The organism is Pasteurella sp. P03HT, from assembly GCF_054052285.1.
Map to the genome: position 1 here is coordinate 24,739 of NZ_JBSIUM010000011.1, position 23,562 is coordinate 48,300.

Below are 23,562 nucleotides of genomic sequence, written 5' to 3' on the forward strand. Positions count from 1 at the left end.
TCGCTAGATGTTGCAACCAAAACGTACAAAATTCCGCAAAGTCCACAAAGGTCGTAACCGTGGTATTGCAGCAGGTACAGAAGTAAGCTTCGGTACCTTTGGTTTGAAAGCAGTTGGTCGTGGTCGTTTAACAGCTCGCCAAATTGAGGCAGCTCGTCGTGCGATGACTCGTGCGGTTAAACGTCAAGGTAAAATCTGGATCCGTGTGTTCCCAGATAAACCAATTACTGAGAAACCATTAGAAGTCCGTATGGGTAAAGGTAAAGGTAACGTTGAGTACTGGGTAGCCTTGATCCAACCGGGTAAAGTACTATATGAAATGGATGGTGTGTCTGAAGAGATCGCAAGAAACGCATTTGCATTAGCAGCTGCTAAATTGCCAATTAAGACCACTTTCGTAACTAAGACGGTGATGTAATGAAAGCTCAAGAACTACGTAACAAAAATGTTGAAGAGCTGAATGCTGAGTTAGTGAACCTTTTAGGTGAGCAATTCAAATTGCGTATGCAAGCAGCCACCGGTCAGCTTCAACAAACCCATCAGTTAAAACAAGTGCGTCGTAGCATTGCACAAGTAAAAACTGTATTAACCGAGAAGGCGGGTGAGTAATGACTGATAAAATTCGTAGCGTGCAAGGTAAAGTAGTTAGTGACAAAATGGACAAATCGTTCGTTGTTGCTATTGAACGCAAGGTTAAACACCCACTTTACGGTAAGTTTATCCGTCGCACAACCAAATTACACGTGCATGACGAGAACAACGAAGCTAAATTAGGTGATGTCGTTGAAGTTAAAGAGTGTCGTCCACTCTCTAAAACGAAATCATGGACTTTAGTTCGTGTCGTTGAAAAAGCAGTAATTGCTTAATATCAACTTAATATAACGTTAAAAAGCCAATGATATTACATCGTTGGCTTTTTTATTCAAATTGGTTGAAAACATAAGTTTTAATTTGAGCTTGTGGTTAAAAATCTTTCCATTTTTAACCGCTGTTTATATTGCTTTCATCTTATTTCTTATGGTAGAATCCACGACCTATCTGTATATATGGATAGGTTCGTCCCGAAAGGGTTTTATTAATTTTAGCGGAGTACTAAGATGATCCAAGAACAGACTATGCTGGACGTTGCTGATAACTCAGGCGCTCGCAGTGTAATGTGTATCAAGGTTCTAGGTGGATCGCACCGTCGTTACGCTGCTATTGGTGATATCATCAAAATTACTGTGAAAGAAGCAATTCCTCGCGGTAAAGTTAAAAAAGGTGATGTATTAAAAGCAGTTGTTGTGCGCACCAAGAAGGGTGTTCGTCGCCCAGATGGATCAGTCATTCGCTTCGATGGTAACGCTTGTGTAATTTTAAATAATAACACAGAGCAACCAATCGGTACTCGTATTTTTGGACCAGTGACTCGTGAACTTCGTTCTGAGAAGTTTATGAAGATCATTTCTTTGGCGCCAGAAGTACTGTAAGGAGAAGTGACAAATGGCTGCAAAAATTCGTCAAAACGATGAAGTAATCGTGCTTGCTGGTAAAGATAAAGGTAAGCGTGGTAAGGTAACTAAAGTGTTACCAAATGGTAAAGTGATTGTTGAAGGTGTAAATATCATCACTAAACATGAAAAACCAGTTCCTGCTTTAGGTAAAGAAGGTGGTTTAGTGAAGAAAGAAGCAGCAATTGATGCGTCAAATGTTGCGATTTTTAACCCAAAAACAAATAAAGCTGACCGTGTAGGTTTTAGATTCGAAGACGATAAGAAAGTTCGTTTCTTCAAATCTAACAATGAAATCATTTAACAAACTGGAGTAATGCGATGGCGAAACTGCATGATTACTACAGAGATCAAGTAGTGAATGAATTGAAAGAAAAATTCAACTACAAATCTGTCATGCAAGTCCCACGAATCGAAAAGATAACCCTAAATATGGGTGTGGGTGAAGCATTGACCGATAAGAAATTGCTAGATAATGCAGTAGCAGATTTAGCAGCAATTAGCGGTCAGAAACCTTTGATTACAAAAGCTCGCAAATCTGTTGCAGGCTTTAAAATCCGTCAGGGATATCCAATCGGTTGTAAAGTAACACTACGTGGTGAGCGTATGTGGGAGTTCTTTGAACGTTTAATTACAATTGCTGTTCCACGTATTCGTGACTTCCGCGGTTTAAACGCGAAATCATTTGATGGTCGTGGTAATTACAGCATGGGCGTGCGTGAGCAAATCATCTTCCCTGAAATCGATTATGATAAAGTGGATCGTGTTCGTGGTTTAGATATTACTATCACTACGACTGCGAAAAGTGATGAAGAAGGTCAAGCACTACTTGCTGCCTTTAATTTCCCATTCCGTAAATAAGGCAGGTTATCATGGCTAAACAATCAATGAAAGCGCGTGATGTAAAACGCGTAAAACTAGCTGAAAAATTCTACGCAAAACGTGTTGAATTAAAACAGATCATTTCTGATGTAAATGCCTCTGACGAAGACCGTTGGAATGCAGTGTTAAAGTTACAAACTTTACCACGTGATTCTAGCCCAAGCCGTCAGCGTAACCGTTGCCGCCAAACTGGACGTCCACATGGTGTTCTTCGTAAGTTTGGTTTAAGTCGTATTAAGGTACGTGAAGCTGCAATGCGCGGCGAAATTCCAGGCCTTAAGAAAGCTAGTTGGTAATTTACCACTTTATTTTGGAATCGGAGTAAAAATACATGAGTATGCAAGATCCAATCGCAGATATGTTGACTCGTATTCGTAACGGTCAAGCTGCGAACAAAGTTGCGATTAGTATGCCTTCATCCAAGCTAAAAGTGGCAATTGCCAATGTATTAGCTGAAGAAGGTTATATCGAAAGCGTTAAAGTTTTAGATGGTGTAAAACCAGAATTGGAAATTACTTTAAAATATTTCCAAGGCAAACCAGTTGTAGAAAGCATCCAACGTGTTAGCCGCCCAGGTTTACGTATTTATAAACGTAAAGATGAATTACCAAAAGTAATGGGTGGTTTAGGTGTTGCAGTGATTTCTACATCTAAAGGTGTGATGACTGACCGTGCAGCTCGCCAAGCGGGTTTAGGCGGTGAGATTATCTGTTACGTAGCTTAATAGAGAGGTAGGAAAATGTCTCGTGTTGCAAAAGCACCTGTTAGTATTCCTGCCGGTGTTGAGGTAAAACTCAACGGTCAGTTATTAACAGTTAAAGGAAAAAATGGCGAGTTATCTCGTACCATTCATGACGCAGTTGAAGTTAAGCAAGATAATAACGAATTAACCTTCGCACCACGTGAAGGTATTGCTGGCGCTGATGCTCAAGCAGGTACTGCTCGTGCATTAGTTAATGCAATGGTTATCGGTGTTACTGAAGGCTTCACTAAGAAGTTACAATTGGTGGGTGTTGGTTATAGAGCACAAATGAAAGGCAATGCTGTTGCTTTAAGTTTAGGTTTTTCTCACCCAGTCGAGCATGTTTTACCTGCAGGTATTACTGCTGAGTGTCCATCTCAGACTGAAATTGTGTTGAAAGGCGCTGACAAGCAGTTAATCGGTCAAGTAGCAGCAGATATTCGTGCTTATCGCCGTCCTGAGCCTTATAAAGGTAAAGGGGTACGTTACGCTGATGAAGTGGTACGTATCAAAGAGGCTAAGAAAAAATAATTAAGGTAACACTATGGATAAGAAATCAGCTCGTATCCGTCGTGCAGCTCGCGCACGTCATATGATGAAAGAGCAGGGAGTAACTCGTTTAGTTATTCACCGTACTCCGCGTCATATTTATGCGCAAGTGATTGCACCGAACGGTTCAGAAGTTCTTGCCGCTGCTTCAACTGTTGAAAAAGTAATTAGTGAGCAAGTGAAATATACCGGAAATAAAGATGCAGCAGCAGTAGTAGGAAAAGTTGTTGCAGAAAGAGCATTAGCAAAAGGCATCAAAGATGTTGCTTTTGATCGTTCTGGTTTTAAATATCATGGTCGTGTCCAAACTTTAGCGGACGCTGCCCGTGAAGCTGGTCTACAGTTCTAATAGAGGTAATTTGAGATGGCAAACATCGAAAAACAAGCTGGTGAACTGCAAGAGAAGCTGATCGCGGTAAACCGTGTATCAAAAACTGTCAAAGGTGGTCGTATCATGAGCTTTACTGCATTAACTGTAGTAGGTGATGGTAACGGTCGCGTTGGTTTTGGTTATGGTAAAGCGCGCGAAGTTCCGGCAGCGATCCAAAAAGCGATGGAAAAAGCACGTCGCAATATGATCAATGTAGCTTTAAATGAAGGTACATTACAACATCCAATTAAAGGTTCTCATACGGGTTCTCGCGTATTTATGCAACCAGCTAGTGAAGGTACAGGTATCATCGCAGGCGGTGCAATGCGTGCAGTATTAGAAGTTGCAGGTGTTCGTAACGTTCTGTCTAAAGCATACGGTTCAACTAACCCAATTAACGTTGTTCGTGCAACAATTGATGCACTAGCAAATATGAAATCACCAGAAATGGTTGCTGCAAAACGTGGCAAAACCGTTGATGAAATCTTGGGGTAATTGATAATGGCTAAAACTATTAAAGTAACTCAAGTTCGTAGTGCTATTGCTCGTTTACCGAAGCATAAAGCTACATTGCGTGGTCTTGGTCTTCGCCATATGCATCATACTGTTGAGTTAATCGATACACCAGCAGTACGTGGTATGATTAACCAAGTTTCATACATGGTTAAAGTGGAGGAGTAAGAGAATGCGTTTAAATACTCTATCACCAGCTGAAGGTGCTAAGCACAGTGCTAAACGTTTAGGTCGCGGTATTGGTTCTGGTTTAGGTAAAACTGGTGGCCGTGGTCATAAAGGTCAAAAATCTCGTACTGGTGGCGGTGTTCGTCGCGGTTTCGAAGGTGGACAAATGCCTTTATATCGTCGTTTACCAAAATTTGGTTTCACTTCTATGAAATCAGCGGTAACAGCTGAAGTTCGTTTAAATGATCTAACCAAAGTTGAAGGTGGCGTAGTGACACTTGAATCATTAAAAGCAGCTAATATCCTTACAAAAGATATTCAATTTGCTAAAGTTATTTTAGCAGGTGAAGTGAAGGGGGCTGTCGTTGTTCGTGGTTTACGTGTAACTAAAGGTGCTAAAGCAGCAATTGAAGCTGCTGGCGGTTCAGTTGAGGAATAATAAATAAATGGCTAAGCAACCAGGTTATCAAAGTAGAAGTACTCAAAGCGGTACAGGTGAGCTGAAAAGCAGATTATTATTTGTATTAGGTGCACTTATCGTTTTCCGTATTGGTTCTTTCATTCCGGTTCCTGGTATTGATGCGGCCGTGTTAGCTCAATTAATTGAACAACAAAAAGGCACCATCATTGATATGTTTAACATGTTCTCTGGTGGTGCATTGAGCCGTGCGTCTATTTTTGCGTTAGGTATCATGCCTTATATTTCGGCATCGATTATCATCCAATTATTAACGACGGTTCACCCTGCATTAGCAGAGTTAAAGAAAGAAGGTGAATCTGGACGCCGTAAAATTAGTAAGTACACACGTTATTCAACGTTAGTGCTTGCAACCTTACAGGCTGTTGGTATTTCAACAGGTCTACCAAATATGTTACCTGGACTAGTTCCTAACTTAGGTTTTGGTTTTTATTTTACTGCAGTAATTAGCCTTGTTACTGGAACAATGTTCTTAATGTGGCTTGGTGAGCAAATTACAGAACGTGGTATTGGTAATGGTATTTCTTTAATTATCTTTGCTGGTATTGTTGCAGGCTTACCATCGGCAATTGGTCAAACGATTGAGCAAACTCGCCAAGGTCAAATGCATCTATTAGTTCTCTTATTGATCGCAGTTATTGTGTTTGCAGTAACATACTTTGTTGTCTTTGTTGAAAGAGGACAAAGAAGAATTAAAGTTGAATATGCTAAACGTCAACAAGGTCGTCAAATTTTAGGTGGTCATTCAACACACTTACCTTTAAAAGTGAATATGGCTGGTGTTATTCCAGCGATCTTCGCTTCAAGTATTATTTTATTCCCTGCAACATTAGCGCAGTGGCTTGGTGAAGGTTCTAGCTTAGAATGGTTAACTGATTTGTCAATGTTATTACATCCAGGTCAGCCGCTATATTTGCTTGTTTATGCTGTAGCAATTATTTTCTTTAGTTTTTTCTATACTGCAATGCAATATAATCCTCGTGATACAGCGGATAATTTGAAAAAATCTGGTGCATTTATACCAGGAATTAGACCAGGTGAACAGACATCACGTTATGTTGATAAAATTATGACTCGCTTAACATTAATTGGCGGTCTATATATTACATTTGTATGTTTGGTTCCTTACGTTATGACATCAGCGTGGAATGTACAATTCTATTTTGGTGGTACTTCTTTACTGATTGTTGTCGTAGTAATTATGGATTTCATCGCTCAGGTTCAGAGTCATTTGATGTCGACGAAGTATGAATCTGCGTTGAAGAAAGCAAACCTTAAAGGTTTCGGACAATAATTTGTCCATTAAATAAAAGGGATAAGCAATGAAAGTTCGTGCTTCCGTTAAGAAATTATGTCGTAACTGTAAAATTGTTAAGCGTGAAGGTGTTGTTCGTGTCCTTTGTAGCGACCCTAAACATAAACAACGTCAAGGTTAATTGATATTTTTCTTGCAAAGAACCAGTTGGGCAGTTATACTGCTCAGCTCATTTATGTCCTTGACACTTTGTTTGAGTATCCTGAAAACGGGCTTTTCAAGATCAAAGTGTCAAATTAGTTAAAATAATAGGAGTGCATAGTGGCCCGTATTGCAGGCATTAACATTCCTGATCATAAACACACTGTAATCGCTTTAACTGCAATTTATGGTATCGGTAAAACTCGTGCACAAGCTATTTGTGCAGCTACGGGTATTGCTGAAGATGTTAAGATCAGCGAATTGTCTGAAGAGCAGATTGATAAACTGCGTGACGAAGTTGGTAAATTTACCGTTGAAGGTGACTTACGTCGTGAAGTAACACTAAACATCAAACGTCTATTAGACTTGGGTTGTTATCGTGGTTTACGTCATCGTCGTGGTTTACCGGTACGTGGTCAACGTACTAAAACTAATGCGCGTACCCGTAAGGGTCCTCGTAAGCCGATCAAGAAATAAGTCGGGGTAAGGTAAAAATGGCTAAAACACCAGTTCGTGCACGTAAACGTGTAAAAAAACAAGTTGTAGATGGCGTAGCTCACATTCACGCATCTTTCAATAATACAATCGTTACCATTACTGACCGTCAAGGCAACGCTCTCGCATGGGCTACTGCTGGTGGTTCAGGTTTCCGCGGTTCTCGTAAATCTACCCCGTTTGCTGCACAAGTTGCGGCTGAACGTTGTGCTGAAGTTGTAAAAGAATTCGGCTTAAAGAACTTGGAAGTTATGGTGAAAGGACCTGGTCCTGGTCGTGAGTCTACTATTCGTGCGTTAAACGCTGCGGGTTTCCGTATTACGAATATTACTGATGTGACTCCGATTCCTCATAACGGTTGTCGTCCACCGAAAAAACGTCGTGTTTAATGGCGTATTAGGATAGTTGGAGAAAGAAAATGGCAAGATATTTGGGTCCTAAGCTCAAGCTAAGCCGTCGTGAAGGCACTGACTTATTCCTTAAGTCAGGTGTGCGCGCGATTGAATCAAAATGTAAAATTGATACCGCTCCAGGTCAACATGGCGCTCGTAAGCCACGTTTATCTGACTACGGTAGTCAATTACGTGAAAAACAAAAAGTTCGTCGTATTTACGGTATCTTAGAACGTCAATTCCGTAATTATTATAAAGAAGCAAACCGCTTAAAAGGTAATACTGGTGAAAATTTACTAGTATTATTGGAAGGTAGATTGGATAACGTTGTTTATCGCATGGGCTTTGCTGCAACTCGCGCAGAAGCTCGCCAATTGGTGAGTCATAAAGCGATTGTTGTAAATGGTCGTGTTGTTAATATCCCATCATTCCAAGTTTCAGTTAATGATGTAGTCGCTGTTCGTGAGAAATCTAAAAAACAAGCACGTATTAAAGCATCATTAGAGTTAGCAGAACAAAGAGAAAAACCAACTTGGTTAGAAGTTGATGCTGCTAAAATGGAAGGTGTGTTCAAACGTGTTCCTGAACGTTCTGATTTATCAGCAGACATTAACGAACATCTGATCGTTGAGCTTTACTCTAAATAATAGTTAAAGCTTAGAAGCAAAGAGAGGATAAAATGCAGGGTTCTGTTACAGAATTTTTAAAGCCACGCTTAGTTGATATTGAGCAAATTAGCTCAACTCATGCTAAAGTGATCTTAGAACCGTTAGAGCGTGGATTCGGCCACACTTTAGGTAATGCATTGCGTCGTATTCTTCTATCTTCAATGCCAGGTTGTGCTGTAACTGAAGTAGAAATTGATGGCGTATTGCACGAATACAGCAGTAAAGAAGGTGTTCAAGAGGATATTCTTGAAGTGCTTCTAAACTTAAAAGGCCTAGCGGTTAAAGTTCAGAATAAAGATGATGTATTTCTGACATTAAACAAATCTGGAATTGGCCCTGTTGTTGCAGCTGACATCACCCATGATGGAGATGTTGAAATCGTAAATCCTGAGCATGTTATCTGTCATTTGACTGATGAAAACGCATCGATTAATATGCGTATTCGTGTTCAACGTGGCAGAGGTTATGTACCCGCTTCAGCTCGTGTACACGCTCAAGATGAAGAAAGACCAATTGGTCGTCTATTAGTAGATGCTTGTTATAGCCCAGTAGACCGTATCGCTTACAATGTTGAAGCGGCACGTGTTGAACAGCGCACTGACTTAGATAAACTTGTTATCGAGTTAGAAACAAACGGCACTATTGATCCAGAGGAAGCAATTCGTCGTGCAGCAACAATTTTAGCAGAGCAACTTGATGCATTCGTTGATTTGCGTGATGTTCGTCAACCAGAAGTTAAGGAAGAAAAACCAGAATTCGATCCGATTCTGTTGCGTCCTGTTGATGACTTAGAGTTGACAGTTCGTTCTGCTAACTGTTTGAAAGCAGAAACAATTCACTATATCGGTGATTTAGTACAGCGTACTGAAGTTGAGTTATTAAAAACGCCTAATCTTGGTAAGAAATCTCTTACTGAAATTAAGGACGTTCTTGCTTCGCGCGGCTTATCACTAGGTATGCGCCTTGAGAATTGGCCACCAGCAAGTATTGCTGAAGACTAGTTTGGTCATAGGTTAAAGATTTTTCTGAGAAGGATAAGGTCATGCGCCATCGTAAGAGTGGTCGTCAACTAAACCGTAATAGCAGCCATCGCCAAGCGATGTTCCGTAATATGGCAAGCTCTTTAGTTAGTCACGAAATTATCAAGACTACATTGCCAAAAGCTAAAGAATTACGTCGTGTAGTTGAACCGTTAATTACATTAGCAAAAGTAGATAGCGTTGCAAATCGTCGTTTAGCTTTTGCTCGTACACGCAACATTGAAACTGTTGCTAAATTATTCAATGAATTAGGTCCACGTTTTGCTCAACGTGCAGGTGGTTACACCCGTATTTTGAAATGTGGTTTCCGTGCTGGCGATAATGCACCAATGGCTTACATTGAGTTAGTTGATCGCCCAGAAGTAGCGACTGAAGAAGCTGCTGCAGAATAATGATTTAAGTTAGCTTATAACTTATTTTAGATAAAACCCACTAACATTGTTTAGTGGGTTTTCTTTTTTTATATTACTCTTAACCCAATAATGAGGGCTGATATAAAATGCTTACAGTGAGGAAATTGTAGTCTGAATCTGTAAGAGAAAAGTGGAGTTCAATTTATTGGCGAATAATTTCATTCAGTCTTTATTTTGCGAGAAGTTTTTTGTACTTTATTTGCTATAAAGTAAATATAGGCTTGTGTTCTTTTAGAAGAGTCAATGAGTAATGCTATAGTATTACGATAACATCGTATGTGTGTATAAGATTCCTTGTTATTTAGATGATATGTAGATTTTGATGAGAGGAGTTGGCTTTCATTAAATCATTTATTCAAAATGAGGTATTGATGATCTTAGCGATCATCAATACCTGTAATCAAATAAGTACCATTTATATCACATAAGCTGCGGAAGCCAACGTTAGTAATTTGATAGGGATGCTCTTCCGTCGCTTTATAATCAAAATTTTCGTGATGATGACCATGAAAGATGTGTTTTACGTTCATTTTTTCAGCTAAGTCATTTAAGACATCAAATCCTGATGGATGAGGTTTAGGGGCTTCATGACAGATGAGAATATCCGCCTGCATCTGTTCTAATGCTTCAATATCAGATGGGAAAATAGATGTGCGATGACGTAATGGAATACCACCTCGCCAAATCTTTTCTTGTGAGCAATATTGGCAATAATGGATAGGATCAAGGAAAAGGGGTTTATTGGGTGGCATCCAGATTTGCCCCCTAAAGACACCACCTAAACCTGCAATACGTTTCCCTTGGATTTCAACAACTTTTCCATGCAAGTTACGTGTTTGCCATTCGCTTTCCCAAATCGCTTCAAAGGCAGAAATGGTTTTGCTGTCATGATTACCATGGATAAACCATAGATCGCAATGTTCAGCCAGTTTTTCTAATTCACTTGGCGTTGTGAGTTGTAAGTCGCCTAGTATAATTAACGCAACATGTTGGTGTGATTGAATAAAAGGGTAGAGGTGATCAAAATTACCATGTGGGTCACCTGCAAATAGAATCATACGTCTTCTTCCTCAAAAACTGATTTTATGCCATGTTCATTGTGTAGCGAAGGGAGTTCTTCTTCATTTAGGATTTTCTCAACAATTTTTTTGACTTGATTATAGCGCTCTAGATAGCTAGGGGAGTCAATCTCAATATAAGGTACGTTATATTTATCTAGCAATTTTTTCAGTAATAATTGAAAGCGTTGACGCTGTTTTTGATTGCCTAAACTGCGTAAACCATCATCAACCCATTTAGTATTATTATTGAGTAAGATTGTGACATCAAAAGGATATTCTTTGATCATAGAGTCTAAGAAAGGATGGGCCTTACCTTCATATTGAATACAAAACGCTTGTGTCGTGATGAAGTCAGTATCAATAATGGCGACTTTATGAGCATGACGAACGGCATAATCGATATAACGTTGATGACCTAATGCCATTTGTGGATAGTCTGAATATTGCATGGCTTGTTCATCACCACCTAATTTTTCAAACACAAATTCGCGACCATATTCCCAGGCTGATGTGGTGTTAAATACCGTAGCAAGTTTATTGACCAACACGGTTTTACCACTACTTTCGCCACCGAGAATAGCAATTGTTTTGGCAAAGAATGGGCGCACTTCTTTTGGGATAAATTTCCAGTAGTGGAAAGGATTATTGCGAATTTTTGTTGCAGAAACATTAAAAAATTGACGTTCTGGGTCGACTAATACTACATCTAATCCTAAATACTTTTCATAAGGCGCTTTATCTTGTACTTCACTACTGAATACGACACTTGGGGTGAAATTTTTTTCTTTAAACAGGTATTTTACTTGTTCTGCCCAAGCAGCCCAACCATTTGGATAGCTTGGGATACCGTCTTCAACGAGATGATGAATAAAAATTTGGTTTTTTTGATATTTAAAGATTTGTTGCATCCAACGTAGGCGGTCCTGCACTGTTGGCATGCGTTTCATTTTGCTGTCATAAAATAGCTTTAAATCTCGTTCTGTATCGCTACAGACAATAATATGAATTTCATCTACTTTACTAAAAGCTTCATAGATCATATTAATATGTCCTGTATGTACAGGATAAAATTTGCCGAAAATAACCCCTACTTTTTTATTATTTGGCTCAGTAATTTGCAGGACTTTATGTAATGCACTAAGCTTAGTTGCGCTAGGATTTTTAATTTTACCGCTAACGAGTTGATTAAAATAAGCTCGAGTAATATTAGCTTGCTGGCAAATATCATTGACTTTTAAGTTCAGCTGTTTGCGTTTTTGTTGTAAGTAGGCAAAAGTTGACATACTTTATTCCTTGAAGGCTATTCAGACATCTTATCAAAACTCACCGCACTTTTATGCTACATCATCGATGGTCAGTTAAGGCTGCGATTGTTGTTCAAGTAGGGCATTTACGCGTTGTTCGAGTTCAACTAATTTTTCACGTGTACGCATCAAAACTTGAGTTTGCACGTCAAACTCTTCTCGTGTCACTAAGTCAAGCTTGGAAAGCTGTGCTTGTAGCGTTTGTTTCAGTTTTGCTTCAGCATCTTGACCTAACTCTTTGATACCTTGTGGTAAGGAATCTTGAATTTGTTGTATAACTTGCTCTATTTTTTTCGGATTTAGCATAAATTACTCCATATCTTGTATAAGTCTGTCTATTGTATGTAATCTTGCTACAAATAAAAACATTTTTTCAAGATTAACTTTGCGTTATACTATTTGTACATTCTCAGGGCAGGGTGGAATTCCCTACCGGTGGTAAGTGCGTCGCATAAGCCCACGAGCGTTTGCTATAACAAAATAGAGCAAAGTCAGCAGATTTGGTGAAAATCCAAAGCCGACAGTATAGTCTGGATGGAAGAGAATAAGCAGGTTTTTTATTAAAACCTGTATTTTTTGTTTAAGATTTTCTTAGCGACATAATTTTTCTCATCAGCCCTGATTCTGGTATCTAAATATATTTATATTTCAAGGAATTTACTATGAATCAGTCAATTTTATCTCCTTTTGGCCAGGCAGAACAACGTGTGATTGCTGCACTTGAGGCATTTAAACAAGGCAATGGCGTATTAGTATTGGATGATGAAGATCGTGAAAACGAAGGCGATCTGATTTTCCCTGCAGAAACCATCAGCCCAGAGCAGATGACGATGCTTATTCGTTATGGCAGTGGTATTGTGTGTTTGTGTTTAACGGATGCAATGTGTCAGCAGCTAGATTTGCCACCGATGGTACAAAATAATACAAGTGTGAATCAAACTGCGTTTACGGTTACTATTGAAGCAGCACGTGGTGTAGCAACTGGTGTTTCAGCGAAAGATCGTGTGACGACAATTAAAACGGCCATTGCGGATGGTGCGAAACCGAGTGATTTAAGTCGTCCAGGGCATGTTTTTCCATTACGTGCAGTAGAGGGAGGTGTGTTAAAACGCCGTGGTCATACCGAGGCATCTGTTGACTTGGCGCGTTTGGCTGGCTATAAAGAGGCTGGTGTGATTTGTGAAATTACTAATGACGATGGTTCAATGGCTCGTGCACCAGAAATTGTGTCCTTTGCACAAAAATTTGGTTTCCCTGTGGTGACGATTGAAGATTTGGTCGCTTATCGTTTGAAGTATAATGTGTAATGCGATAGGGTGGATGAAAACAAGTGCGGTAAGAATTTGATTTTTACCGCACTTTTTTTAGCACGATTAATTGGTTTTAAGTTTATTCCAATATTTTTCGTAAGTATCGACAGCTTTACCGACATCTGCTTGCATAATTCCCTTTTCTACTTCTTCAGCAGGTGGGAAGAGAACAGGATTATTGACCATTTCGGGTGTTAATAACGCCTTTACCCCTTCATTTGGCATGGAGAAGCCCATCCGTTCAATGACGACTTTCGCATTTTCTGGGCGGAGTAAGAAGTCAATAAATTGATAGGCGCCTTCGACGTTTTTAGCTGTTTTAGGAATAGCGTAGTTATCCATCCAGAAGATTGCGCCTTCTTTGGGATAGATAAATTGAATATTTTTGTTTTCTTTGTGACCTAAATAAGCAGAACCGTTCCAAATCATACCCAATGCGACTTCACCTTGTACGTATGGTACTTCAGGTGAGTCAGAATTAAAGACTAATACATTTGGCATCAATTCTACTAAGCGTTCATACGCAGCTTTGATGTCACTCTCTTTAGTTGTGTTTGGTGATTTACCATTGAGTAGTAAGGCAATATGAAAGACTTCGCGTGCGTCACTCGTGAGTAGGACTCTTCCCTTATATTCTGGTTTCCAAAGGTCTGCCCAACTGGTTACGTTATTTTGATCCACTTCTTCAACATTAAGACCAATACCAGTTAAGCCATAGATGTAAGGAAGAGAATAATGATTTTGAGGATCAAACTCTTTATTGAGTAAATGGGTTGGAATTTGATGAAAATTGCTCAATTTTGTGTGATCGAGTTTTTGTAGCATGCCATCTTTGACCATTTTGTTAATGTAATAGCTTGATGGAAAAACGAGATCGTAACTGTTGTTTTTTGAAAGTAATTTTAATTTAGCGTACATTTCCTCATTACTTTCAAATGTAGAATAGATGACTTCGATGCCTGTTTCTTTAGTGAAGTCAGCGATTAAAGTGGATGGAATGTAGTCTGTCCAGTTGTAAACGTAGAGTTTTTTAGCTGCAAAAGCGGAGTGAGTGAAGAATAAGAAAGAGGCTAATACAAGTGATGTGATCACATTGTTAAAAAGTCTTTTCAATTTTGAGTCCCCCAAAGTCCGAAGACGATAATGTGTAGTTGAAAATAAACGAAATGGATGAATATCCTTCGTCATGCGATTAAGTATAAAAACTTGGCATGGAGTATAGCAAATTTTACAAAGTGGTTGAATTAAATTGACATCTTGCTAAGTCAGAGTAAACTGCCCGCAATTTTCACTACCGATTGATTTTATGTTGACATTTTCCCACCAAGAACATATCAAATCTTACTATGCGGAGACGCGTAATCTTTATTTTGATTTTCCCCCTTTGACTCAACGCCAATCTGCCGATGTTTGTATCATTGGTGCGGGGTTTTTTGGTTTATCGACAGCCTTAGAACTGGCTGAACAAGGTAAAAAAGTCATTGTCTTAGACGGGGCGAGAGTCGGATTTGGTGCGTCGGGGCGTAATGGTGGACAGGCAATTAATGGTTTTGAAGAAGATATTAGCGACTATATTGATGCGCTCGGTTTTGATACGGCTCATCAGTTATGGCAAATGTCGTTAGAAGCGTTAGAGATAATTGAAGAACGTATCGTTAAATATCACATTCAATGTGATTGGCAGCGAGGGTATGCGACACTCGCGCTAAACCCGCGTCGAATGGATGATTTAGTCGCGACGGAAAAAGCTTGCCGTGAGTTTTTTGGTTATGACCAAATGGTCTTATGGGATAAGGCCACATTAGCCGAGCATCTAGGGAGTGATATTTATACTGGAGCGTTGTTTGATCAGCGTTCTGGACATCTTCATCCGCTTAATTATTGCTTAGGTTTAGCAAAGGCGTGTTTAGATTTGGGGGTTGAAATTTATGAGCATTCTCCAGCATGTGATCTCCGTCTTGGCAAAACAAAAGTGAAAGTGAAAACCGATCAAGGTGCAGTGGTGGCAAACGATGTAGTTTTGGCGACAAATGCTTATATTCGTGCATTACCTAAGCAGTTACATCGTGGTATCGCACGTAAAATTTTACCTATTGAAAGTTTTATTATTGCGACTGAACCATTGAGTGATGTGATGGCGCAGAGTTTGATTCGCAATCGTATGGCAGTCTGTGATAATAACTACTTTTTGGATTACTACCGTTTGAGTGCAGATAATCGCTTGCTGTTTGGGAGTGATGCGAGCCCTGGTTTGAATATGGAAACCGTCATGCGTTGCAATATGCTACATGTCTTTCCACAATTAGAGCAGGTTAAAATTGATTACGGCTGGGGCGGTCCAATTGATATGACGTTGAATGCTAATCCACATATTGGACGCATTGCACCGAATGTTTATTTTGCACAGGGCTATTCTGGGCATGGCGTGGCTCTGACGGGATTAGCAGGACGTGTTATTGCTGAAGCCATATTAGGCGATGATACGCGTTTACGAATTTTTGAAAAATTAAAAGTTCCTACGATACATGGCGGTAAATTTATTCAAAAAGCAGCGTTATTTATCGGCAGTAACTATTATCGATTTTTAGATAAATATCGTTAATTGCGTCGTGATAGCAAGAAAGTGAAATGTGACACTTTTCACTTTTTTGTTCTGAGGACTATTGCTTTCGTCAGTTTTGCTTTATGCTAGCGTTGTTTTTGCTTAGGTTATAAGCAATGCAAAGTAAGCAAAGTGCGGTCCGCTTTTGCATTATTTAATGACAACGTGTAAGAGGTAAACGAAGACATTGGAACAAGTTATTTTAACGTCTGAGATGACGCCATCAACCTACGCTGAAAATACGGTGCGTGAGGTGTGTAATATTAATTACTGGGGGATGCGTTATTATAACGTAGATGAAAAAGGGGATATTTTTGTTTGTCCTGACCCAGATAAACCACAAAACCGCATTTCGTTAGCAACCCTTGCGGAGAAAGCACAAAGAGAGCAGGGGGCACATTTACCTACCTTATTTTGTTTCCCACAAATTATTCAACATCGTTTACGCTCAATTAACCTCGCGTTTAAACGTGCGCGTGAAGATTTTGGTTATGAAGGGAATTATTTTCTGGTTTATCCGATTAAAGTCAATCAACATCGTCGTGTAGTGGAATCGTTAATTAATTCTGATCAGCCGTTAGGCTTAGAGGCTGGCTCAAAAGCAGAATTGATGGCGGTCTTAGCGCATGCGGGGGTGACACAAACGGTGATTGTCTGTAATGGGTATAAAGACCGTGAGTATATCCGTTTTGCCTTAATGGGTGAGAAACTGGGTCACAAAGTATATTTAGTGATTGAAAAATTGTCCGAAATCCAGTTGGTGTTAGAAGAAGCAGCAAAAATGCAAGTGAAGCCGCGTTTAGGTGTACGTGCACGCTTAGCCTCACAGGGATCGGGAAAATGGCAATCATCAGGTGGTGAAAAGTCTAAATTTGGATTGTCTGCATCACAAGTATTAGCACTTGTACAACGTTTAAAAGCACATGATTGTTTAGATTGTTTACAGCTTTTACATTTCCATTTGGGATCACAGCTCGGCAATATTCGTGATGTGGCGACGGGGGTACGTGAAAGTGCGCGTTTTTATGTTGAATTGCATAAGTTAGGCGTCAATATTCAGTGTTTCGATGTTGGCGGGGGACTCGGTGTCGATTATGAAGGAAACCGCACCCAATCCGATTGTTCTGTAAACTACGGTTTGAACGAATATGCTGATACCGTGGTATGGGGAATTGGGCAAGCTTGTCGTGAACATGGGCTACCGCATCCCACAATTATTACAGAATCAGGCCGTGGTGTGACTGCACATCATGCGGTATTAGTTTCGAATGTGATTGGTATTGAACGTTATCAACCCGAATTGCTCAATGCGCCTGAAAAAGATGCGCCGAGTGTGTTGCATAGTATGTGGGAAACTTGGGTGGATATTCAGTCTTCACGTGAAAAACGTTCATTACGTAGCTGGATTCATGAGAGCCAGTTTGATTTGTCCGATGTACATAACCAATACAATGTTGGTCTGCTAAATTTGGAACAGCGTGCTTGGGCAGAACAACTTTACCTCAATATTTGTCACGAAGTAGGACAGCTATTTAATGAAAAGCACCGCTCACACCGTACGATTATTGATGAGCTACAAGAACGTTTTGCCGATAAATTGTATGTGAATTTTTCATTGTTCCAATCGTTGCCAGATGCGTGGGGTATCGATCAATTATTCCCAGTTTGTCCCATTTCAAACTTAAATCAGCCTGTTAGCCGTCGTGCAGTATTGTTAGATATTACATGTGACTCAGATGGTACGATTGATCATTATATTGATGGTGACGGGATTACGACGACTATGCCAATGCCACATTATGAAGAAGATAATCCGCCTCTTTTAGGGTTCTTTATGGTCGGGGCGTATCAAGAAATTTTAGGCAATATGCATAACTTATTTGGTGACACCAGTACGGTCGATGTGCTAGTAGGTGATCAAAATAAAGTGAGCATTGTGGATTATGATGAAGGGAATACGGTCGCAGATATGTTGGAGTATGTATATCTTGATCCGAATAAGCTACTTGCCCGTTATCGTGAACAAATCGAGCATTCCAATTTACCCGCTTCAGAGGCAATTCAATTCTTAAAAGAGCTGGAGGCAGGGTTGAATGGCTACACATATTTGGAAGAAGAGTAATTCGAAAATCATTCCGTGCGGTACCTTTGGAGAAAATGACCGCACTTATATACAATAGGAATCACTATGTACAACACGTTACATCACAAAGAAGATATTTCTTTGGTCTCAAACAATTTTGGTTTTTTACGTTTACCAGTCAACTTCAACCCAACAGAAAGCGATGCAGAATGGGTGATTACAGGTGTACCATTTGATGCTTCTGTATCGGGGCGTTCTGGAACACGTTTTGGTGCTGAGGCGATTCGTCGTGCGTCAGTCAATTTAGCGTGGGAACAGTGTCGCTTCCCGTGGGATTTTGATGTGCGCGAACGTTTAAAGATCGTGGATTGCGGTGATTTAGTTTATTCCTTTGGGGATAACCAAAACTTTGTTGAAGAGCTAGAAGCGCATACCACCGCACTGCTAAAAGCAGGAAAACGCTGTTTAACCTTTGGTGGCGATCACTTCATTACTTTGCCATTATTGCGTGCACATGCCAAACATTTTGGTCAGTTAGCGATGATTCACTTTGATGCCCACACGGACACTTATGAAAATGGCAGCAATTTTGACCATGGCACGATGTTCTATCACGCACCAAACGAGCGTTTAATTGATGCCGCACATTCTGTACAAATTGGTATTCGTACGGAATTCGACCGCTCTTTACCTTTTACCGTGCTTTCTGCTCCGCAAGTGAATGATGAAAGTGTAGAACAGACCGTGGCAAAAATTAAGGATGTGGTGGGGGATTTACCCGTTTATTTGACTTTTGATATTGATTGCTTAGATCCTGCGTATGCTCCTGGGACAGGTACACCTGTCTGTGGTGGTTTAAGCACGGATAAAGCACTGAAGATTTTACGCGCATTGAAAGATGTCAATATTGTTGGCATGGACTTAGTGGAAGTGTCACCTGCCTATGATCAATCTGATATTACGGCATTAGCGGGCGCCACGATTGCATTAGAAATGTTGTATATGCAAGGCTGGAAGAAAGGTTAACACTCGCACGTTTAACAAATAAAACATCCACCTCACATGTAGGTGGATTTTTTTGTTATTTTTACAATGCGCGTAACTTTTGTTGGAGCTCAGCTTGTTTAAATGGCTTGACTAACACAGGAAATTGTTCTGCTTTTTCTAGCTGTTCAGTGTGTCCCGTAATCAATAAGATTTTTACTGTAGGTAACTGGTTTTCTACCCACTTAGCGAGGTCTACTCCTGTCAATTTTCCTGCTAACATAATATCTGATAACAGGTAGTCAATTTCTAACCCTTGTGACAGTAATGCGAGCGCCTGCTCTCCCGATTCAGTTAGAATCGGTTGATAGCCCATTTGACGCAGTTGCTCGGCTAATGTCTCGCGTAAACTCGCTTTATCTTCAACAACGAGGATTTGATATTGCATTTCGCTCAGAGGATCTGCTTGCATAAGCGCAGAATCGGCTTGTTCCGTTTGCTGGGCGATAGGAAGTTGTAAATGGATCGTTGTGCCTTGATTTAATTGAGAGTCAATTTTGACTCGTCCTTTGGATTGTCGGATAAACCCATATACCATTGACAAACCTAACCCACTGCCACGTCCATTTTGTTTTGTCGTAAAAAAGGGTTCGAATACGCGTTTTTGCGTTTGTTCATCCATGCCACAGCCGTCATCAATAATGGATAATTGCACCATATGTTCTTGGCGGTGTGCACGTTGTACGTTGAGTTGAATCGTGCGAATGATGATGTTGCCTTCATTATTTAGGGCATCTTTTGCATTTACGAGCAAGTTGACTAAGGCGGTCTCAAGTTGATTTTTATCAATATAAATAAGAGGCAAATGTTCACCCAATTCTAGCCGCACTTGAATGGTCGGCGGTAAAGTATGTTTCATTAAGTCACTTAACTCGAGCACTAATTGATTAATGTCAAGTGCAGTCGGATGAAGGGGCTGTTTGCGCGCATAAGCTAATAAGCGTTGTGTTAAGGTTGCACTGTTTTCCGCTGCTTTGAGTGCACGCTGTAAACGCTTGGCTTGCCGTTCATCAAGTGTGTGCGGATCAATGAGATCTAAGTTACCGATGATGACTGCGAGGAAATTATTAAAATCATGTGCAATGCCCCCCGTTAAATGTCCAATTGCGCGCATTTTTTGACTGTGAGCAATTTCATTTTCGAGTTTTTTGCGTTGTGTACGATCGATTAAAAACGTGACTAGGCCATCTTGCAGTGGGCTGACACGCCATTCTAGAATCTGTTGTTTATATTCTATTTCCAAGAAATCTTGGGTTTGGCGGATTTTTTTCAGTAGTGCTAAATCAATAGGTTGATCACTTCCTACGATAGTCGCGTGTTGCTCATTAAAATAATCAACCAGTGAGTGAATACTGCATTCTTCCTTGGTCGCAAAGAAATCGTGTAATAGGGTTTTAAATTGCTCATTGTATGATACTAAATGAAGTTCATTATCAAAAATCGCCAAACCATCACGCATTGCTAAAAAGGTTTGTTCTAACAGCTCGCTTTTTTCTTTTAAGAGTAAGTCTGTCCGTTCAAGAGTGATCACATTTTGGTGGAAAATATCAAAAGTACGCGCTAAATCACCAATTTCATCTTGCGTTTGTTGTTGTGGTACGGTGACATTTTTATCCCCTTGTGACAGACGTTTAAGGGCATCCGTAATGGAGTAGAGGCGTTTGCCCACTAATGAATAAATGTATTTCCCGAGAATGAAAATTAATAGAATCGTAAACAAGGAAAATAACAAAATAGACAAAGAAAGGGTCGAGAGCTGTTGCTGAATTTGTTCGGACTCCACATCGACACTCTCCACTTTTTCTTTTGCCAGTTGCGTATAGTGCTGATTAATTTGTTGAACTAACGCATCAATTTGGAACGTCAAAAATTGAATCCGTAAGTTAATGTTAGCTAATGCTTCAGCATGTTGGATCATCGCTGGAAACAATTGCTTGAGTTTCGTCAACTCAGTATTGACATCAGTTAAGTGAGTGACCTCAGGGAAAAAGAGGAAGTTCGCTTGGATACTGAGGAACACACTGGTCGAAAAGCTATTTTTAGTGGCATCTTCGATCAGTTTTTCCACTCGAGACAGCTGTAACATGAAGTCATGAGGAAAAGGCGGGTTAAGTGCGGTCCGATTTTCCAGTCTTTTAATGTGGCGAATATGCAATAAACCCTGATTGAGTTCACTAATAATATTGGTGTGCAAGATATGGCGTTGATGCGTTTGTAATAAGAGTTCTTGTACGCTTTTCCCTAGTAAATTAATGTGTTGCACAATCTGAGCAAAATGATGGTCTTGTTCTGAGGTGGATTGCTTGGCTTGGATTAGTAACGTTTGTAATTGTTCTGCGTGTAAGGCAAGGGCTTTGGATTCTTCTTGATATTCGAGTGCGCGGGTTGTTTGAGTTAAGCGTTTTGCATATGTCGAGATTTGAGCTGTTTTTACGCCTAACGTCATTGACGAAAACATTTGGTTAAGTGAGCGATCGCGTAAGTTAGATAACGCATTATAAGTGCTATTTAAACCGATGATAGCGGTGATGCTGATGACTAAAATAAGAAAAATTGCCGTGATCAAAAAGAGCATCAGGCGAAAGCGAACACTATAAGGTTTGGCAAAAAAAGAGGTTTTCCAATTTTTCATTTTTTTCGACCGCACATTAACTGAGATGCACTTATTCTAAGCGCAAATATTGAAAAAACGATGACAAATATGAATTAGTTTAGATTTTTGTGCGGCTATCTTGATGATTCTCTCCCATCTCATTTCGATTTACTGAGCAGGTGAGGGCTTATTATCGTGATGAATGTTGTCAAGGTCAGCGTCAATTTCGTGATCCCTTTCTCAAAATTGAGAAAATTTGGACATTATGACAATTATGAATGAGATTCAACATTTTCCATTCATATTCCTATGATTAAATGCTGTTATGTTCACTGTAATGGGGATGTATGAAATGGCACAAGTAAAGACTGACTCGCCTGTTCGACCTCTACTAGAAATGAAAGGTATCGCGAAACGATTTGGTTCGTTTTATGCTTTGCAAGATGTGGATTTGTCTATCTATCGTGGCGAAATTCATGCTTTGATGGGTGAAAATGGTGCAGGGAAAAGTACCCTAATGAAAATTTTAGCAGGCGCCTACACCGCTTCTGCTGGCGACATCCTCATCGATGGTGAAAGTTTTTCTATTACCTCACCAAAAGATGCCATAAAAGCGGGCATTACCTTGATTTATCAAGAAATTCACCTTTCACCGAATTTAACCGTTGCCGAAAATATTTTCCTTGGGCGCGAGATTAAAAATCTATTTGGTTTAGATCGTAAAACCATGGCAGAAGAATCACAAAAAGTGCTTGATCGTTTGGGCGCTCAATTTTCTGCGACACAAAAAGTCTCTTCTTTAACGATTGCAGAACAGCAACAAGTCGAAATTGCGCGTGCTTTACATCGTAATAGCCGTATTTTAGTGATGGATGAACCAACGGCAGCACTTTCTTCTCGTGAAACAGAACGCCTATTTGAATTGGTCAAGCGATTACGTGATGAAGGGATGGCGATTATTTATATCAGTCATCGCATGGCAGAAATTTATGAACTTGCCGACCGAGTGAGTGTATTACGCGATGGTAAATACGTTGGATCGTTAACTCGTGAGAATTTAGATTCCGCCACATTAGTACAAATGATGGTGGGGCGACCATTAACCGATTTATTTAATAAAGAAAAAGTACCAGCAGGCGAAGAAGTACTACGTGTTGAACATTTATCCGATGGTAATAAGGTTCAAGATGCCTCTTTAGTTGTTAGAGCGGGAGAAATTATTGGTTTATCAGGCTTAGTCGGGGCAGGTCGTTCGGAATTAGCACATTTATTATTTGGTGTGAAACACGCGACCAAAGGCAAAATATATTTAAGTGGGGGCGAAATTAGCTTTCATTCACCAAGAGATGCTATTGCGCATCATGTTGCATTATTACCTGAAAACCGTAAGGAAGAGGGCTTATTTCTTGATTTGAACATCCTTAAAAATGTCACCATGGCAACCCTTGAGCGTGATGCCACGATGTTAGTCATTGATCAAACAAAAGGGAAGAAAACAACGCAAGACGCCATTGAGGGCTTAAAAATGCGTGTGCCTAGTGCGAACGTGAACGTGAGTGGCTTATCGGGGGGGAACCAACAAAAAGTGTTACTGTCTCGTTGGGCCGCGATTGAACCTAAATTATTCATTATGGATGAGCCTACGCGTGGTGTGGATGTCGGGGCGAAAAGTGAAATTTATCGCATGATGATCGAAATGGCAAAAAGAGGGGTGGCCATTTTGATGATTTCCAGTGAGTTACCAGAAATCGTAGGAATGAGCGACCGAGTTTATGTTATGCGAGAGGGGTATACCGTAGGTGAATTAACGGGGGATGAGATCAACCAAGAACGCATTATGGCATTTGCTTGTGGTGCCGCTTAACAGAATCATACAAAAAAATAGCAGAATGAGAGATTGAGGAGAAGT

The 23,562-nt window shown here is 40.0% G+C and carries 30 protein-coding genes and 1 riboswitch; of the genes, 25 read left to right on the forward strand and 5 right to left on the reverse strand.

Translation table 11 applies throughout. The features are described 5' to 3' along the window. The first annotated feature begins 7 nt into the window (after positions 1–7). The 20 genes from rplP to rplQ all read left to right on the forward strand — a co-directional run bounded on the left by rplP (position 8) and on the right by rplQ (position 9,635). Positions 8–418, forward strand: coding sequence for a 50S ribosomal protein L16 (gene rplP, locus ACWIT3_RS09005; RefSeq protein WP_005717925.1), 411 nt, complete (start codon positions 8–10; stop codon positions 416–418). Further along, the gene (gene rpmC, locus ACWIT3_RS09010; protein ID WP_005706394.1) at positions 418–609 is read left to right on the forward strand and encodes a 50S ribosomal protein L29; all 192 of its coding nucleotides are present in this window, start codon (positions 418–420) and stop codon (positions 607–609) included. The genes rplP and rpmC overlap by 1 nt, the downstream gene beginning before the upstream one ends. Then, positions 609–866, forward strand: coding sequence for a 30S ribosomal protein S17 (gene rpsQ / locus ACWIT3_RS09015; RefSeq protein ID WP_005764317.1), 258 nt, complete (start codon positions 609–611; stop codon positions 864–866). Before rpmC ends, rpsQ begins: the two co-directional genes overlap by 1 nt. A 231-nt stretch (positions 867–1,097) precedes the next feature. Beyond that, positions 1,098–1,469 (forward strand): 50S ribosomal protein L14, encoded by a 372-nt coding sequence (rplN, locus tag ACWIT3_RS09020; protein WP_005548786.1) that lies wholly within the window; start codon positions 1,098–1,100, stop codon positions 1,467–1,469. A gap of 13 nt (positions 1,470–1,482) precedes the next feature. Next, a complete protein-coding gene (gene rplX, locus ACWIT3_RS09025; RefSeq protein ID WP_457162375.1) occupies positions 1,483–1,794 on the forward strand; it encodes a 50S ribosomal protein L24 in 312 nt (103 codons plus the stop codon). A gap of 17 nt (positions 1,795–1,811) precedes the next feature. Next, positions 1,812–2,351 (forward strand): 50S ribosomal protein L5, encoded by a 540-nt coding sequence (rplE, locus tag ACWIT3_RS09030; protein ID WP_046339258.1) that lies wholly within the window; start codon positions 1,812–1,814, stop codon positions 2,349–2,351. Between the two features lie 11 nt (positions 2,352–2,362). Further along, entirely contained in the window at positions 2,363–2,668 is a 306-nt protein-coding gene (gene rpsN / locus ACWIT3_RS09035; RefSeq protein WP_046339257.1) for a 30S ribosomal protein S14, read from the forward strand. A gap of 35 nt (positions 2,669–2,703) precedes the next feature. Continuing rightward, the gene (gene rpsH / locus ACWIT3_RS09040; RefSeq protein WP_046339256.1) at positions 2,704–3,096 is read left to right on the forward strand and encodes a 30S ribosomal protein S8; all 393 of its coding nucleotides are present in this window, start codon (positions 2,704–2,706) and stop codon (positions 3,094–3,096) included. A 15-nt stretch (positions 3,097–3,111) separates the two neighbouring features. Next, positions 3,112–3,645: a 50S ribosomal protein L6 gene (gene rplF, locus ACWIT3_RS09045; RefSeq protein WP_046339255.1), complete on the forward strand. Its 534-nt coding sequence runs from the start codon at positions 3,112–3,114 to the stop codon at positions 3,643–3,645. A 13-nt stretch (positions 3,646–3,658) separates the two neighbouring features. Further along, positions 3,659–4,012, forward strand: coding sequence for a 50S ribosomal protein L18 (rplR, locus tag ACWIT3_RS09050; protein WP_046339254.1), 354 nt, complete (start codon positions 3,659–3,661; stop codon positions 4,010–4,012). A gap of 15 nt (positions 4,013–4,027) precedes the next feature. Beyond that, entirely contained in the window at positions 4,028–4,528 is a 501-nt protein-coding gene (rpsE, locus tag ACWIT3_RS09055; RefSeq protein WP_005764304.1) for a 30S ribosomal protein S5, read from the forward strand. 6 nt (positions 4,529–4,534) lie between these two features. Next, complete coding sequence (rpmD, locus tag ACWIT3_RS09060) at positions 4,535–4,714, forward strand: 50S ribosomal protein L30 (RefSeq protein WP_046339253.1); 180 nt, start codon at positions 4,535–4,537, stop codon at positions 4,712–4,714. 4 nt (positions 4,715–4,718) lie between these two features. Then, positions 4,719–5,153, forward strand: a complete 435-nt coding sequence (gene rplO / locus ACWIT3_RS09065; protein WP_046339252.1) for a 50S ribosomal protein L15 — start codon at positions 4,719–4,721, stop codon at positions 5,151–5,153. Positions 5,154–5,160: 7 nt separating this feature from the next. Further along, on the forward strand, positions 5,161–6,486 hold the full coding sequence (secY, locus tag ACWIT3_RS09070; RefSeq protein WP_457162376.1) for a preprotein translocase subunit SecY: 1,326 nt from the start codon (positions 5,161–5,163) through the stop codon (positions 6,484–6,486). 28 nt (positions 6,487–6,514) lie between these two features. Next, positions 6,515–6,628 carry a 50S ribosomal protein L36 gene (rpmJ, locus tag ACWIT3_RS09075; RefSeq protein ID WP_005548767.1) on the forward strand — a complete coding sequence of 38 codons (114 nt, stop codon included), beginning with the start codon at positions 6,515–6,517 and terminating at the stop codon, positions 6,626–6,628. 140 nt (positions 6,629–6,768) lie between these two features. Further along, the gene (gene rpsM / locus ACWIT3_RS09080) at positions 6,769–7,125 is read left to right on the forward strand and encodes a 30S ribosomal protein S13 (protein ID WP_005717912.1); all 357 of its coding nucleotides are present in this window, start codon (positions 6,769–6,771) and stop codon (positions 7,123–7,125) included. A 17-nt stretch (positions 7,126–7,142) separates the two neighbouring features. Continuing rightward, on the forward strand, positions 7,143–7,532 hold the full coding sequence (gene rpsK / locus ACWIT3_RS09085; protein ID WP_005701868.1) for a 30S ribosomal protein S11: 390 nt from the start codon (positions 7,143–7,145) through the stop codon (positions 7,530–7,532). 29 nt (positions 7,533–7,561) lie between these two features. Then, on the forward strand, positions 7,562–8,182 hold the full coding sequence (rpsD, locus tag ACWIT3_RS09090; protein ID WP_005717911.1) for a 30S ribosomal protein S4: 621 nt from the start codon (positions 7,562–7,564) through the stop codon (positions 8,180–8,182). Positions 8,183–8,214: 32 nt separating this feature from the next. Further along, positions 8,215–9,204, forward strand: a complete 990-nt coding sequence (locus ACWIT3_RS09095; protein ID WP_005764296.1) for a DNA-directed RNA polymerase subunit alpha — start codon at positions 8,215–8,217, stop codon at positions 9,202–9,204. 41 nt (positions 9,205–9,245) lie between these two features. Further along, a complete protein-coding gene (rplQ, locus tag ACWIT3_RS09100; protein ID WP_032855573.1) occupies positions 9,246–9,635 on the forward strand; it encodes a 50S ribosomal protein L17 in 390 nt (129 codons plus the stop codon). Between the two features lie 398 nt (positions 9,636–10,033). Here the strand turns inward: rplQ and ACWIT3_RS09105 are convergent, their stop codons facing one another. From ACWIT3_RS09105 to ubiK, 3 genes are all read right to left on the reverse strand, one after another. Beyond that, positions 10,034–10,714: a metallophosphoesterase family protein gene (locus ACWIT3_RS09105; protein ID WP_457162377.1), complete on the reverse strand. Its 681-nt coding sequence runs from the start codon at positions 10,712–10,714 to the stop codon at positions 10,034–10,036. Then, on the reverse strand, positions 10,711–12,000 hold the full coding sequence (nadR, locus tag ACWIT3_RS09110) for a multifunctional transcriptional regulator/nicotinamide-nucleotide adenylyltransferase/ribosylnicotinamide kinase NadR (protein ID WP_457162378.1): 1,290 nt from the start codon (positions 11,998–12,000) through the stop codon (positions 10,711–10,713). The genes ACWIT3_RS09105 and nadR overlap by 4 nt, the downstream gene beginning before the upstream one ends. Positions 12,001–12,075: 75 nt before the next feature. Then, complete coding sequence (gene ubiK, locus ACWIT3_RS09115; protein WP_457162379.1) at positions 12,076–12,327, reverse strand: ubiquinone biosynthesis accessory factor UbiK; 252 nt, start codon at positions 12,325–12,327, stop codon at positions 12,076–12,078. Between the two features lie 95 nt (positions 12,328–12,422). After that, positions 12,423–12,571: riboswitch (FMN riboswitch) on the forward strand. 112 nt (positions 12,572–12,683) lie between these two features. Between ubiK and ribB the strand changes: the two genes are divergently transcribed. Next, positions 12,684–13,328 carry a 3,4-dihydroxy-2-butanone-4-phosphate synthase gene (gene ribB, locus ACWIT3_RS09120; protein ID WP_457162380.1) on the forward strand — a complete coding sequence of 215 codons (645 nt, stop codon included), beginning with the start codon at positions 12,684–12,686 and terminating at the stop codon, positions 13,326–13,328. A gap of 66 nt (positions 13,329–13,394) precedes the next feature. Here ribB and ACWIT3_RS09125 read toward each other — a convergent pair whose 3' ends face one another. Beyond that, a complete protein-coding gene (locus tag ACWIT3_RS09125) occupies positions 13,395–14,444 on the reverse strand; it encodes an extracellular solute-binding protein (RefSeq protein WP_457162381.1) in 1,050 nt (349 codons plus the stop codon). A gap of 193 nt (positions 14,445–14,637) precedes the next feature. Between ACWIT3_RS09125 and ACWIT3_RS09130 the strand changes: the two genes are divergently transcribed. From ACWIT3_RS09130 to speB, 3 genes are all read left to right on the forward strand, one after another. Next, a complete protein-coding gene (locus ACWIT3_RS09130) occupies positions 14,638–15,933 on the forward strand; it encodes an NAD(P)/FAD-dependent oxidoreductase (protein WP_457162382.1) in 1,296 nt (431 codons plus the stop codon). A gap of 187 nt (positions 15,934–16,120) precedes the next feature. After that, entirely contained in the window at positions 16,121–18,055 is a 1,935-nt protein-coding gene (gene speA, locus ACWIT3_RS09135) for a biosynthetic arginine decarboxylase (protein WP_457162383.1), read from the forward strand. A gap of 66 nt (positions 18,056–18,121) precedes the next feature. Next, the gene (gene speB, locus ACWIT3_RS09140; RefSeq protein WP_457162384.1) at positions 18,122–19,042 is read left to right on the forward strand and encodes an agmatinase; all 921 of its coding nucleotides are present in this window, start codon (positions 18,122–18,124) and stop codon (positions 19,040–19,042) included. 61 nt (positions 19,043–19,103) lie between these two features. Here speB and ACWIT3_RS09145 read toward each other — a convergent pair whose 3' ends face one another. Further along, a complete protein-coding gene (locus tag ACWIT3_RS09145; protein ID WP_457162385.1) occupies positions 19,104–21,692 on the reverse strand; it encodes an ATP-binding protein in 2,589 nt (862 codons plus the stop codon). A 313-nt stretch (positions 21,693–22,005) separates the two neighbouring features. On the opposite strand from ACWIT3_RS09145, the gene ACWIT3_RS09150 reads away from it, so the two are divergent. After that, positions 22,006–23,517: a sugar ABC transporter ATP-binding protein gene (locus ACWIT3_RS09150; RefSeq protein ID WP_457162386.1), complete on the forward strand. Its 1,512-nt coding sequence runs from the start codon at positions 22,006–22,008 to the stop codon at positions 23,515–23,517. The last annotated feature ends 45 nt before the right edge of the window (positions 23,518–23,562 follow it).

Coding starts and splice junctions, on each gene's coding strand:
- rpsD (WP_005717911.1), top strand. CDS start 7,562: ATGGCAAGATATTTGGGTCCTAAGCTCAAGCTAAGCCGTCGTGAAGGC.
- ribB (WP_457162380.1), top strand. CDS start 12,684: ATGAATCAGTCAATTTTATCTCCTTTTGGCCAGGCAGAACAACGTGTG.
- rpmC (WP_005706394.1), top strand. CDS start 418: ATGAAAGCTCAAGAACTACGTAACAAAAATGTTGAAGAGCTGAATGCT.
- rplN (WP_005548786.1), top strand. CDS start 1,098: ATGATCCAAGAACAGACTATGCTGGACGTTGCTGATAACTCAGGCGCT.
- rpsE (WP_005764304.1), top strand. CDS start 4,028: ATGGCAAACATCGAAAAACAAGCTGGTGAACTGCAAGAGAAGCTGATC.
- rplE (WP_046339258.1), top strand. CDS start 1,812: ATGGCGAAACTGCATGATTACTACAGAGATCAAGTAGTGAATGAATTG.
- ACWIT3_RS09095 (WP_005764296.1), top strand. CDS start 8,215: ATGCAGGGTTCTGTTACAGAATTTTTAAAGCCACGCTTAGTTGATATT.
- rpsH (WP_046339256.1), top strand. CDS start 2,704: ATGAGTATGCAAGATCCAATCGCAGATATGTTGACTCGTATTCGTAAC.
- rplX (WP_457162375.1), top strand. CDS start 1,483: ATGGCTGCAAAAATTCGTCAAAACGATGAAGTAATCGTGCTTGCTGGT.
- speB (WP_457162384.1), top strand. CDS start 18,122: ATGTACAACACGTTACATCACAAAGAAGATATTTCTTTGGTCTCAAAC.
- rplQ (WP_032855573.1), top strand. CDS start 9,246: ATGCGCCATCGTAAGAGTGGTCGTCAACTAAACCGTAATAGCAGCCAT.
- ACWIT3_RS09130 (WP_457162382.1), top strand. CDS start 14,638: ATGTTGACATTTTCCCACCAAGAACATATCAAATCTTACTATGCGGAG.
- nadR (WP_457162378.1), bottom strand. CDS start 12,000: ATGTCAACTTTTGCCTACTTACAACAAAAACGCAAACAGCTGAACTTA.
- rplF (WP_046339255.1), top strand. CDS start 3,112: ATGTCTCGTGTTGCAAAAGCACCTGTTAGTATTCCTGCCGGTGTTGAG.
- rpmJ (WP_005548767.1), top strand. CDS start 6,515: ATGAAAGTTCGTGCTTCCGTTAAGAAATTATGTCGTAACTGTAAAATT.
- ACWIT3_RS09145 (WP_457162385.1), bottom strand. CDS start 21,692: ATGAAAAATTGGAAAACCTCTTTTTTTGCCAAACCTTATAGTGTTCGC.
- secY (WP_457162376.1), top strand. CDS start 5,161: ATGGCTAAGCAACCAGGTTATCAAAGTAGAAGTACTCAAAGCGGTACA.
- rpsN (WP_046339257.1), top strand. CDS start 2,363: ATGGCTAAACAATCAATGAAAGCGCGTGATGTAAAACGCGTAAAACTA.
- ACWIT3_RS09105 (WP_457162377.1), bottom strand. CDS start 10,714: ATGATTCTATTTGCAGGTGACCCACATGGTAATTTTGATCACCTCTAC.
- rplR (WP_046339254.1), top strand. CDS start 3,659: ATGGATAAGAAATCAGCTCGTATCCGTCGTGCAGCTCGCGCACGTCAT.
- ubiK (WP_457162379.1), bottom strand. CDS start 12,327: ATGCTAAATCCGAAAAAAATAGAGCAAGTTATACAACAAATTCAAGAT.
- rplO (WP_046339252.1), top strand. CDS start 4,719: ATGCGTTTAAATACTCTATCACCAGCTGAAGGTGCTAAGCACAGTGCT.
- rpsK (WP_005701868.1), top strand. CDS start 7,143: ATGGCTAAAACACCAGTTCGTGCACGTAAACGTGTAAAAAAACAAGTT.
- rpsQ (WP_005764317.1), top strand. CDS start 609: ATGACTGATAAAATTCGTAGCGTGCAAGGTAAAGTAGTTAGTGACAAA.
- rplP (WP_005717925.1), top strand. CDS start 8: ATGTTGCAACCAAAACGTACAAAATTCCGCAAAGTCCACAAAGGTCGT.
- rpmD (WP_046339253.1), top strand. CDS start 4,535: ATGGCTAAAACTATTAAAGTAACTCAAGTTCGTAGTGCTATTGCTCGT.
- ACWIT3_RS09150 (WP_457162386.1), top strand. CDS start 22,006: ATGGCACAAGTAAAGACTGACTCGCCTGTTCGACCTCTACTAGAAATG.